Here is a 12,045-nt window from a genome sequence, read left to right on the forward strand (position 1 = left end):
CTAACATTTCCATGGTGATCACCCTTTCTCTCCTGCCTAGAAATTAGGCAGGGCAAGTAGAACACCTGGGTCAGTTTTGAATCGGCACTAGCACTTTGGCTGGGTCAGTTTTCGGTCAGCCGCAACAGCTAAAGCACTGAAGCAGGCTGAAGCCGATGGCATTGTGGCGCCACATGAAATTCACCAGTTGATGGCGGAAGCCGGCGGCACGATGTTGGACCGCCAGCCGGGACTACGCGCGTTCAAAGCGATTTGGGGCTCCATGTTCGCCTTGGCCGAGTCGGTCAATCGGCGCATGACGTTTATCGCAGCGTTCGAAACGGCAACGGAAGAGAAAATCAAAGATCCTTACCAATTCGCTGAACGTGCAGTACAAGAAACGCAGGGCCTGTATAACCGGGGTAACCGGCCGAATTGGGCACGTGGCGTCATCGGTGCGACGGTATTTACTTTCAAGCAATACAGCATCAGCTATCTGGAAATGTTTAAACGGATGGACAGACAGGGGCAAGCCATCGCCTTGGCGGTGCTGCTGTTGGCTGCTGGTCTGGAAGGACTGCCCTTTGCCGAAGACATCCAAGACTTGATCGATACGTTGGGCCGATTCATGGGGTACAACACCGACAGCGAAACGACGCTACGCCGTGCGGTGATCGGTACCTTTGGCAAGGCCATAGGCGGTATTGCACTGGATGGTGCCAGTGCCTTGCCCGGTATGCCATTGGATGTGCAAGGCCGTTTAGGACTGGGCAACTTGTTACCCGGTACACGCCTGCTGACGCCGTTCGAAAACAACAAGACGGATGATATTGCCCAGTTTGCGGGGCCAGTGGGTGGATTACTAGGTCAAGCAGGTAAAGCGTTTGGGAATTTGGCGAGCGGTGACGTAAAGGCAGCGTTTGGTGCGATAGCGCCAGTAGCGATCCAGAACATTGCCAAGGGTGCGGATATGGCCATGACGGGTATGTACCGTGATACCAAGGGCCGTAAGGTGATTGATACCAGCATTACGCAGGCACTTATCAAGGGAATTGGCTTTCAGCCGAGGGAAGTGGCGGAGACGCAGCAGGATATGGGACAGGAAATGCGCCGCATCGAGCTGCATAGAAGCGTCAAACAGTCGATTGCCGATCAATTGGCTCAAGCCATTGCGCTGGGGGATAACGAGGGGAGGGCGGAAGCACTACGCCGCCTGAAGGCATGGAATGCCAAAAACCCAGGCACGCCGCTTCAGATTACTCGAACGGCGATTGGACGACGAGTAAAAGAAATTCGGATGAGTAAACAGGAACGGATAGCAAAGAGAATTCCGCGGGAACTCCGGGGAGGTTAATGCACGAAATGACGAGCAAGTGGCCCTATGGCAGGTATGCCAATAGTCTGACAGAGCACACCATAAATCACCTTGCTTCAGGTTGGTTATGACTGGAAATCAATAGGCAGGCGGCGGCAAGCTATTGATTACAAAGAGGTGCCAGTTTCACTCGTAAGACTCAAAATCCCCCGCCGCAAGGCGTGTCGGTTCGAGTCCGACCCCGGGCACCAAATATAAAAACCCCGTAAAGTTTTAAGCTTTACGGGGTTTTTTGCTTTAGCTCTCTTCATCGCTGCCGGTTCTACAGCCTGCACCGGTTAAGCTTTTGGCGCGCTGAAAGTTACCTGTGCGAAATTTATCCAGCAGCGTATGTCGTTTCGAATGATCCCCCTATTGATGGCACGCGCGGTATAGCCCATTCCATCTGTCTAGAAAATAGTACACAACAGAGTTATCCAGTGGTGGATATTGCCTGAAACAGTGTCGGAATGAGGCTAAGACTGCCTTTTACCATGTGGCGCATTCAAATTGTATTGCATATATGAGCTGCTATTAAGGAGAGATGTTCTTAACTCCAGCTAGGGTGATGTGATGACTAGGACCGCCAAGCCACGCAGACTAACGCCACTATTTCTTATAGTGGGAGCTATATTTCTTCCAGTAGTAGCAGATGTAGGTCCCCCAAAGAAAAACAATGCGCCCACTTCATCTGTGAGAAAAACACAGGACTATGAGAGTTATGAACGCAATTTACAAAATGTTCAGCAACAACGAAGCATGCAGAAAAAAGATGTCGCTGCAGAGGCAAAGAATAGCGGATGTAGAATAGGCGATATGGCTGCAATGAGTGGCGATAGCTTAATAAAAGAGATCCAATCTCTTAATTGTTTTGAAATGCTTTTTTATACTAACGGCTATGAGCGGTCCTTATTTGAAGAATCAAAAATGAAGACTGTTGCCGATGAGTTGGTGCGTCTGACTTATAGTTATGAGACCTCATATAAAACCAATGAATTATCTGCAATCTTGGCATATCTTCAGGCGGGCTATACTTATCGATACTATAACGATGATAAATTTGAATACAGCTATGCATTAAAGCAACGAGTTAAGCAAGGGCTTGAATATCTATTAAATAGTGGTACTAGTCGAATAGTTGACTATAATAATCAAGATAATATTGGCAGGGCTTATAGAATAATTTTCTATTCTAGGGATTTCGCAAATTACTTGCCTGTTCTAAAGACTAAGCTGTTGGAAACAAGAAGTGATTTTTTTAGAGATAACAAGTCACTTGATACAATGAAAGTAATGTTTTTGATATGGACGGCGGCTACTCGGGTTGATCCTAATGATCCATATTTAAAGGATATGCCTGCCTATAAAATTGACGCGAATAAAATAGTTAGGAATGATTATTCATATTTTTCAGCATTCAAAACTTTTTATGATAATAATATTTCGTTATTGGGAACCAATAACGATGATGTACTCATGAGTGCAGCAAGCAATTTGGTTAATGGGATGTACCAGGAGCAATTCAAGTCGAGAATAAAATCAGAAGTAAAAGGAATTTTAAAAGGTATTGATCTTTATGGTAAGGGTAATGGTGTGTATGTTACTTTAGCAGGAGCGCTGGATGAAATTGATATAGATGCAAAAACAAGGAAAAGTAACTGCGCTGAATATAATACATGTAATTTAAAAGATGCTTGGGTGGCAAGATATATGCCGTCAAGGAAATCTTGTTCGCCATATATCAGGCTAATAGCTCAGCCTGATATTCCATCAGGACGGCTGGATGAGGCTTGTCAGTTAGTGCTGGCAGAGGAAAAGTTGTTTATTAACGCCTTGTTTGGAGTAAGCCCTGATAAGGCATATATGGTGGCGGGTCCCAAAGACAAGCCAAAATTTGATAGTGGTATAGAAATGACCTTTTTCAAAAGCAAAGAAGACTATGCGAAATTTGGTAGGGCAGTTTTCAAAATAGATACAAATAATGGTGGGTATCAACTAGAAGGTGATACGAGTAATATTGGCAATATCCAACACTTTTGGGCCTACCATAAAGATGGTGTAGATGGGACAAATGAATTGGAAGGGCAATATATTTGGAATCTGAAGCATGAATTTGTACATTATTTGGATAATGTATTCAACCATGGAAATTATGGTGGCTTTTATGAGAAAGAGAATCGCTTAGTATGGTGGATGGAAGGTGTAGCAGAATATATTTCCCATCAAAATGTATATCCTCAAGCAATAGAAGCGGCACGTAAGAAAACCTATACACTCAGTAATATATTTAACCATACCTACGATATGAGCGATTACTTTGGCCGTGCTTATACGTGGGGGTATTTAGGGGTGAGGTTTATGTTTGAGCGGCATCGTAATGATGTAGAAAAGATGCTGGTTACGCTTCGTAACGGTCAACCAGAAGCGTATCAAAAACTGCTATTTAGTGATATTGGTACGCGTTACGACAATGAATTTACTCAGTGGTTAAGCACAGTAAGTGATGGTGGGGAGTTCGCAGGAGCGAAGTATGCGGGAGGGATTAACGTAGCAACACCGAATCGAGGCGTGGGTAAGATAACTTTTGATGCGGCCCGTGAGTATAAACATAGTGATTCTGTGCTGATTTATGGAAACCCATATACCTATTCCTTGCTAGAGAATGGCCAAGTCAATAGCAAAGATTCAACAACTGGTTGGCGGTGTATTCCTTTAACTTGTAATAAGACATTCCCTTATCAGTGGAGCAGCCAACTTGGATATTGGACACCTGGGGGCACTGGCACAACGGGTGGCGGGACTACGGGCGGTGGTACAACAGGCGGTGGCACAACGGGTGGTGGCACAACGGGTGGTGGCACAACAGGTGGAGGTACAACAGGTGGAGGTACAACAGGTGGAGGTACAACAGGTGGAGGTACAACAGGTGGAGGTGCAGGCGGTACGTACGATGGCGGTGCCAAATACAAGAATGGCGATGTGGTCGAAGTAGGTGGCAAGCGCTACACCCTTACCGTACTGGTAAACAATCAGCCTGGTGGTACTTATTTGATCTGGGGGTCATACTGCGATCCTGCTGTTTGTAGCGAAGATAGGCCCTATAAATTCGGCGGTTGGCTGCATGCCTACTGGGCTACTGTGGGCAGCGGAGGGGGCACTACAGGCGGTGGCGGTACGAGAGCGACTGGCACTTTCGATGAATACCGTCAATATCGGAATGGTGACAAGGCGGTTTTCAATGGGCAGAGCTACACCCTTACCATCACTGTCGATAGGAATCCGGTGGACAACTATCCAATTTATGGCGCGACTTGTGTACCTACACGTTGTACGTATTCTCAACCGTGGGTTAACACAGATGGTCGCTCCTCTGCATACTGGCAGTAAATAGGCTGAATCTTTTATATTCCCCTGAGCTTGGGCCAAGTCAGGGGAATATTTCGACTTGCCTATTGGATTTGAGATGTTCGTTTGATCTGAAAGTCTATATATTTTGAATGATTACTGTTGTTTATAATTGCCGGTAAAGGTGACATTCATACCGCCGCACTGGTTGTTGTCTTTTACTACCAAGTTTGGTTTCTTGAGGTCTATTTCAACCTTGCAATTACCCTCCTGCAAGGAAAATGAAGCTTGCTTATTATTTACATTACCAAATCCGTCTATATCACCAGTATGTGTACCACGGCTTGAATAAGTGCCAAGTGCGTATCCATAGACATAAATTCGATTGACTTTCAGACCAAGCAGAAAAAGATTTGCAGGTGTGCCATGGTCAACCTTTCCATTTGAATATCTTGCGTACTCACCAGTCCAAGCACCTATTTCACCTTCTGTAACGACGCTTTCCAGTAATTCAGTTCGTTTTGATATTTCTGTTTTCAAGCAATCAACAGTCTTACATTTCTGTATATCACTTAGCCAAGCCTTCTGTGAGGTCTTGAAAAGAAACTTGGTGTTCATACGGGAAAGGACTGTCATATAAGCCTCACTAAGCCTTTCATCAAGTTCTGAAAGTTCTGGCGTTGTACAAATAAGCCGTTCTGTTTCTGTTTTGGCCTTGGCACAATCAAAACTTGCGGCAGATACAGAATATGCAAATATCGATGCTGATATAAATATAAGGGAGCGTGTAAACAATTTCGTTCCTTCAATTGGTTATCTATAAAGTGACGTGCTTAGAATTCAATTTCATGTGTAAAATAAAAGTCAGTGCCAAATATTGAAATAGACAGTCAATATCAGTTTGGTTTACAAGCATGGCAGCTTATCTGCTATGTGGCTCAGCTAACAGTTAGAGCAGATAAGCTAGCTGAACAAACTGGGGTTTGTCTACTGTATTCCTGATACAGGTAATCCAAATGGTCTGCGGAACAGTGGGGTGCTTCATTGAGTTTTTGGCTTGCCCCGATAGGCCTGGCTATTTCAGGTAACTGTGCGTGGCTTGATTATCGAAACTCGAAATCTAACTGGTAGGGCTTCAAAGTTTCACGCCATATCGGGTCGGATGCCATGTTGGTTACGATGGTGATTAGTCGCTTGGCAAGCTCAGGCTGCTTTTTGTTGATGAGGATATGCCGTGTGAAGGGAGGGTCGCCAGGGATAGGCAAAGCGACCAGCTGCTCTGCAAATAAATTTTCGCGATATAGGGCGGTAAAGGTGGAATTGGCCAGTTGCGTAAAATCGATACGATTGGCTTGTAGCAAATTAAGGTTGAATAGCTCGGATGTCCCGTCGATGCGGGTAATCACGCCGGCTTTGTTCATATCATCGAGATCTTTGTAACGATTTTCCAGAATCGCCCCGAATCGCATGCCTTGCAGCGTCTTCAGATCTTTAATTTCAGTTGGCGCCACCAGCTTACGGAAGATCAATACATTCTGGTCTTTAAATAATGCGGGGGTCCATAAGAAGTGCTGCTGGTTGGCATCGTCCACAAAGCGGGGGTTAAGGAAGAGCACTATCCCATCCAGGCTTTCTTCGCGCTTGATCATGCTGCGAACCAGACGCGAGCGTGGCATGTTGATGAGCTGTAAACGGTATTCACCCAGCAGTTTCTGATTGAGATAAGTGACGAGATCGGCAGCCAAGCCGCCATTCTGGGCAAGATAGGGGGGGAACAGATAGGTATTGTAAGTGTTTACCGAGATAGGCTCGGCCCTGGCCAAGCCGTTGAAAAACAGTGCGAGTATCAGGCAACCGTGGCGTAGGAGCGTGTAATAAAGGCGCATTAAACTGGTCTCGTGTAGGTTACCGCTCCAATGTCCTTCCAGTAGCCAATATAGCAGTAAGAACCTGTTCAACGTCTGCTGTACGTCAGCAATACGACGTCATGAACCTCATCAGTATGCTCATTTACCCCTTGTAGATTCTGTTTTCTCAGTTGTTTTCGCCTTGCTTTGCCTTAGCAAGCAGATTGATGCTTCGAAGGCTTTTCCAGCCTTATGTATGGAAGTTACTGGCTTGTATTCCCAAGTAGTTGCGTCAGACTGGATTGTCTTGATGGCAGAAAACCACCCGATCCTTCATGAAAAAACTGACCAAATTACTTGCCGAGCGGCGAAAGCTGCGTAAACCCACGGCCTTTCATATCGCGGTCGCCGACCGGATTGCCCAGTTGAATTTATCCGAGTGGGCTTCACTGACAGCATCAGACAGTTACTTCCTGTCTGCTGACTATCTGGCCATGTTGGAAAAAGTGGGGCCAGCGAATCTGGAACCCAAATATGCGTTGATTTCAGATGATGAAGGGCCGGTAGCTGCTGTAAGCATGCAGGTGGTCAAGGTCACAGCCTTGCACAATTGCGGGAAGCCAATGAGGCCTCGTCGATATGGGGATTGGGCGCGATTCATAAAGGTAAACACAAACTGGAACGTGCGTTAACTCAGCGTGTTCTGGTCTGTGGGAATTTGCTGACCTATGGCATGCATGCTGCTGCATTTGCACAGGACGTCGACCCGGTAGTGGTGTGGCCCGCTATTGCTGAAGCGCTGTATCGCGTGCGGCGAGCCGAGAAGATCGCCGGGCAGACCAATATCGTACTGGTCAAGGACTTGCCCGATGCCGACTTCGAGCAGAGCAAGGCACTGAGTAAGCTCAGTTACGGCATGGTAGAGACCGAGCCGAATATGGTGCTGATGCTGGATGCTGCCTGGAAGAGCCATGCCGATTACCTGGCCGGCATGGTGTCGAAGTACCGCAGCGCGGTCAAAAAGCAGGTGTTTGAGCCAATTGAACAGGCGGGTTGTACGGTGGAAGTCTTGGAGGACATTGCCAGCCACGCAGAACGCCTACAGGCACTTTACCTGGAAGTACAGGGCAAGGCGGGTGTTCGGCCATTTACCCTGCGGGCGGAATATTGGCCGGCGTTGGCGGCATTCGGGCCTGAGCGTGTGTGCTTCAATGTCATCAAGCGTAATGGCACTCTGTTGGGTTTTATTGTGACCCTGAAGGACGGTGACATGGGATATGCCTACCACATCGGTTTTGATCGCACTGCGGCGTCGGAAGGATTGCCAATCTATTTACGTCTGCTGCACGCAGCCATAGCGCAATCCATTGCGTTCGGGTGCAAGCGGGTCTCGTTTGGCCGTACTGCGTTGGAACCCAAAGCGCGATTGGGGTGCCAGCCTGAGACGATACGGGTATGGGTACGCCATCGCCAGCCATTGCTGAATCAGTTTGTGAAACCGATGCTGAAACTGATTCAGCATGAGGAAGCGCCGGAGAATAACCCCTTCAAGAAGCCCGCCAAGTCATCGAATTCAGTCAGTGAAGCGTAAGATTGTATTGCTCATCACTGTCCGCCGTGCATTAAACGAAAAGCCCCTCAATAGAGGGGCTTTTTGCTGCTTAACGGTTACAGCGTGCTGACCGGTATCTTGCCGATTCTGGCCTGCCACTCTGCAGGGCCAGTCTTGTGTACCGAGCTGCCTTGCGAATCCACCGCCACGGTTACCGGCATATCGACTACATCAAATTCGTAGATCGCCTCCATGCCCAGGTCGGCAAAGCCGACCACACGTGACGCTTTGATGGCTTTGGAAACCAGGTAGGCTGCACCGCCTACCGCCATCAGGTAAACAGACTGGTGCTTCTTGATGGCATCCAGCGCTGTCGGTCCGCGTTCTGCCTTGCCAACCATGCCAAGCAGGCCGGTCTGCGCCAAAACCTGTTCAGTGAACTTGTCCATGCGGGTGGCGGTAGTCGGGCCTGCTGGGCCAACCACCTCGTCACGCACAGGGTCGACCGGGCCGACGTAGTAGATGAAGCGGCCTTTGAAGTCGACCGGTAAAGCCTCGCCTTTGTTCAGCATGTCCACCATGCGCTTGTGGGCAGCATCGCGGCCAGTCAAAAGCTTACCGTTGAGTAGCAGCGTTTCGCCGGGCTGCCAGCTGGCGACGTCTTCCTTGGTCACCATATTCAGGTCGACACGACGGGCGTTGGCTGAGGGCGACCAGGTCACATCCGGCCAGTCTTCCAGCTTGGGTGCTTCCAGTTTGGCTGGACCACTACCGTCCAGTTCGAAATGGACATGGCGTGTAGCAGCGCAGTTGGGGATCATGGCGATCGGCAAGCTGGCGGCGTGGGTAGGGTAGTCGTTGATCTTGATATCGAGCACGGTGGCAAGTCCGCCCAGACCCTGTGCGCCGATGCCAAGTGCGTTGACCTTCTCGTACAGCTCGATGCGCAATTCTTCAGCGCGAGTCTGCGGGCCACGGGCGATCAGGTCCTGGATATCGATCGGGTCCATCAACGATCGCTTGGCGAGCAGCATGGCTTTCTCGGCAGTACCGCCAATACCAATACCGAGCATACCCGGCGGACACCAGCCGGCACCCATTAACGGCACGGTTTTCAGCACCCAGTCGACGATGGAGTCGGATGGATTGAGCATGGCGAATTTGGATTTGTTTTCCGAACCGCCACCCTTGGCTGCAATGTGAACTTCCACAGTATTCCCCAACACCAGGTCGATATGGGTGATACCCGGGGTATTGTCCTTGGTGTTTTTGCGGGCGCCGGCCGGGTCGGCCAGTACCGAGGCACGCAGCTTATTGTCCGGGTGCAGGTAAGCGCGGCGGATACCTTCGTTGACCATGTCCTCCACGCTCATGGTGGCGTCGGCCCACTGCACACCCATGCCGATAGTGACAAAGGCACAAACGATGCCGGTGTCCTGGCAGATGGGGCGATGGCCTTCCGCGCACATACGGCTGTTGGTCAGGATCTGCGCGATCGCGTCTTTGGCTGCCGGGCTTTCTTCCAGCTCGTAAGCACGGCCCAGGGCATCGATATAGTCCTTGGGATGGTAATAGGAAATGTACTGCAGGCTGTCGGCAATGCTGTCGATGAAATCCTGCTGGCGGATAACAGTCATGGGGTATTCCGGTGCAATCGGGAGAACTTTGATTATACCGGAGTCGGCTAAAGGGTTTTGAGGGCGGCGCTACCGCAAAGAACCGGTTTTCTCGGTAGACTCTCGCCTGTTTCTATTTTTTTGCTGATTTTTTGTCATGTTGATCGATGCTGCACAACTCACCGCCGAACAAACCGCTATCGTGGCGATGGGGCAGCGTAACCAGTTGGTGTTTGCGACAGCGGGCAGTGGTAAGAGCACGTTGTTGGCGCACTGGGTATTGGCCCGGTTGGCGCAGGGTGCAACGTCTGACCGTATTTTGTGTACCACCTTCAGTAATACCGGTCGCAAACGGCTGGAAATTCTGCTGCAAGCGTGTGGTGTGAACGCGCCCAAGGTACATACCGTGCATGCGGTCGGTTTTGCTGCATGTAAGCGTTTGGTAGACACCGGTTGGCTGCACAGCATGCCCAAGGTACTCAACCCTGCAGAACCAGATGACGCCGATATCTTGCGCGGCCATTTATTCGCCACCATGGAAAAGCTGGCGGAAACGCGGCGCGATTTCGACGCTATCGACCCGACCAATCAAAATTGCGATGACTTGCTGCACCTGTTTGACCGTATCAAGGCGGAGCGTAAGTTTGCCGATTTCAGCAGCGAAGATTGGCATGACGAATGGGCTGCCGAGCGCCTTGGTATAGAAGAGCGAACGCTCGTGCTCTATATCGAATTCGAACGCCTGCGGCGCCAGCATGGGTTTTATACTTTTGCCGACTTGATTCATGAGCCACTGCAGCTACTTGCCCGTGAGCCGGAAGCAAGGCGCGATCTGGCCGGCCGTTATGATTTCGCCGTGCTGGACGAAATCAATGACCTGAGCCTTGCGCAGCTTCAGTTGTTACGTGCTGTGTTGGGGCGTAAAGCGGTAATGGTTGCCGTCGGTGATGAAAGCCAGTGCATCCATGCTCAGCAAGGGGCTGATCCGAGCCTGATGCGTGAACAGTTCGTCGCATGTTTTCAAGACCTGCACGAGGGACGTTTATCTGGCTCTTTCCGGTTTGGGCCGGAGCTTGCCTATGCGATGAATCAATTCATGCAACGGGCACAGCCTGCACCCACAGTGGTTTGCCGGTCACTCAGTAAGCAACCCACCCGTATTGTGCGTATGTACCGCGATGACGAGCCCGAGGCGGTTGTCGGGGTACTGAAGAAAGTACTGGATGAGGGCAGGGCGCTGCATGATTACGCGGTGCTGTTTCGGACCCCTGCAGATGCAATCGCAACTGAATATGCGCTGATCACAGGGGGTATCGCCTATCAGTATGTCGATACGCCGCCTTTTGGCCAGCGTAATGAAGAAGCGGGTCTACTGGGCTTGCTGGCAATGGGAGGAGGCCGTCTGCAACGATTGCCCGAAGCACGGCGTGTTTTCTTGTTGCAAGCGGCTATGGGCTTACTGGCGCCAGGACTGAGCCGTGCTGTCGACCCGCAAACTGGACGGGCCGATTGGCTGCAGCAAGGTATTCGGCAGTTGGCGCAGCAACCCAGCTTGCTTACAGATTTCGATTACTTGTTACGCGCTGCAGAGAAGTTGCGTGATACCTATCCCGATTCCCCTCAGGCCCGTCGGCGTGCAGAGCGTCTGATCCAGCATCGCGCTGCGTTGTTGGGGCTGGAAGATGATGCACCTGCTGCTGCCAGTTTGATCACCCTATTGGAAGTCTTCGAAGTAAAGGATGAGCTGGGGAGAATGTTGATCGATCGCGAGAAGTTAACGGAGCTGCGGCACGCATTCCAGCAGACTATCGATTTCTTTGATCGCCAAGGGTGGGGTGTTGCCGCAGCGATTGCAGCGCTGGAGAAGTTGAATAGCCATACTGCCCGCCGCACCAACCGGCATGGTGCGCAGTTATTGAGTTATACCCAGGCAAAAGGGCATGAATGGTCGGTGGTGATTCTGCCCAGTCTTAGCCGCGACAAACTGCCGCGTCGTCAGCAGGGAAACTGGTTGGATAGCGCCCGACACAGCCTTACCGAACGGCGGCTTTTTTATGTGGCGGCGACACGCGCAAAGGATGCACTGGTACTGATCGCACCACAGGACGAAGCCTTGAAGGCATCCATGCGTCAGGCCCAATACAGTGCCCCACCGGCTGACCATCGCGCTTCGCGCTTCTTATATGAATTGCAGTTGCGTGCGGCGAGGGATGCGGCAAAGCCGGCTTAGCGCCTGTCTACGATCCTACTGCGCAGCCGTGATCAGGGCTCATGTGCTGCTCGAAATCCTCATGTACCTAAGTACACTCCGGTTTCTGCGCTGCGCTTCACCCTGCTGACGACTGCTCGCGA

7 protein-coding genes and 1 pseudogene are annotated in these 12,045 nt (G+C 50.2%); 5 read left to right on the forward strand and 3 right to left on the reverse strand.

Features of this window, described 5'->3' with window-relative positions; genetic code table 11:
* Nucleotides 1–130 precede the first annotated feature (130 nt).
* Together ACUHMQ_RS09930 and ACUHMQ_RS09935 are read left to right on the forward strand one after the other, a co-directional pair.
* Nucleotides 131–1,333: pseudogene (locus tag ACUHMQ_RS09930) on the forward strand (PLxRFG domain-containing protein); the annotation flags it as partial.
* 573 nt (nt 1,334–1,906) lie between these two features.
* Nucleotides 1,907–4,720, forward strand: a complete 2,814-nt coding sequence (locus tag ACUHMQ_RS09935; protein ID WP_445295307.1) for a collagenase — start codon at nt 1,907–1,909, stop codon at nt 4,718–4,720.
* Nucleotides 4,721–4,834: 114 nt separating this feature from the next.
* On the opposite strand, the gene ACUHMQ_RS09940 is transcribed toward ACUHMQ_RS09935, so the two are convergent.
* Together ACUHMQ_RS09940 and ACUHMQ_RS09945 are read right to left on the reverse strand one after the other, a co-directional pair.
* The gene (locus ACUHMQ_RS09940) at nt 4,835–5,473 is read right to left on the reverse strand and encodes a lysozyme inhibitor LprI family protein (RefSeq protein WP_445295308.1); all 639 of its coding nucleotides are present in this window, start codon (nt 5,471–5,473) and stop codon (nt 4,835–4,837) included.
* A gap of 308 nt (nt 5,474–5,781) precedes the next feature.
* Nucleotides 5,782–6,564 carry a substrate-binding periplasmic protein gene (locus ACUHMQ_RS09945; protein ID WP_445295309.1) on the reverse strand — a complete coding sequence of 261 codons (783 nt, stop codon included), beginning with the start codon at nt 6,562–6,564 and terminating at the stop codon, nt 5,782–5,784.
* 296 nt (nt 6,565–6,860) lie between these two features.
* On the opposite strand from ACUHMQ_RS09945, the gene ACUHMQ_RS09950 reads away from it, so the two are divergent.
* A complete protein-coding gene (locus tag ACUHMQ_RS09950) occupies nt 6,861–7,217 on the forward strand; it encodes a hypothetical protein (RefSeq protein ID WP_445295310.1) in 357 nt (118 codons plus the stop codon).
* Between the two features lie 41 nt (nt 7,218–7,258).
* A complete protein-coding gene (locus tag ACUHMQ_RS09955) occupies nt 7,259–8,116 on the forward strand; it encodes a GNAT family N-acetyltransferase (RefSeq protein WP_445295311.1) in 858 nt (285 codons plus the stop codon).
* A 77-nt stretch (nt 8,117–8,193) separates the two neighbouring features.
* Here the strand turns inward: ACUHMQ_RS09955 and ACUHMQ_RS09960 are convergent, their stop codons facing one another.
* A complete protein-coding gene (locus ACUHMQ_RS09960) occupies nt 8,194–9,714 on the reverse strand; it encodes a fumarate hydratase (protein WP_445295312.1) in 1,521 nt (506 codons plus the stop codon).
* A gap of 136 nt (nt 9,715–9,850) precedes the next feature.
* Between ACUHMQ_RS09960 and ACUHMQ_RS09965 the strand changes: the two genes are divergently transcribed.
* Nucleotides 9,851–11,923 (forward strand): UvrD-helicase domain-containing protein, encoded by a 2,073-nt coding sequence (locus ACUHMQ_RS09965; protein WP_445295313.1) that lies wholly within the window; start codon nt 9,851–9,853, stop codon nt 11,921–11,923.
* The last annotated feature ends 122 nt before the right edge of the window (nt 11,924–12,045 follow it).

Source organism: Chitinimonas violaceus (genome assembly GCF_052601015.1).

Bases quoted from the DNA above. Each gene is read 5' to 3' on its own strand.
- ACUHMQ_RS09965 (WP_445295313.1), top strand. From the start codon at position 9,851: ATGTTGATCGATGCTGCACAACTCACCGCCGAACAAACCGCTATCGTG.
- ACUHMQ_RS09935 (WP_445295307.1), top strand. From the start codon at position 1,907: ATGACTAGGACCGCCAAGCCACGCAGACTAACGCCACTATTTCTTATA.
- ACUHMQ_RS09945 (WP_445295309.1), bottom strand. From the start codon at position 6,564: ATGCGCCTTTATTACACGCTCCTACGCCACGGTTGCCTGATACTCGCA.
- ACUHMQ_RS09950 (WP_445295310.1), top strand. From the start codon at position 6,861: ATGAAAAAACTGACCAAATTACTTGCCGAGCGGCGAAAGCTGCGTAAA.
- ACUHMQ_RS09960 (WP_445295312.1), bottom strand. From the start codon at position 9,714: ATGACTGTTATCCGCCAGCAGGATTTCATCGACAGCATTGCCGACAGC.
- ACUHMQ_RS09955 (WP_445295311.1), top strand. From the start codon at position 7,259: ATGCATGCTGCTGCATTTGCACAGGACGTCGACCCGGTAGTGGTGTGG.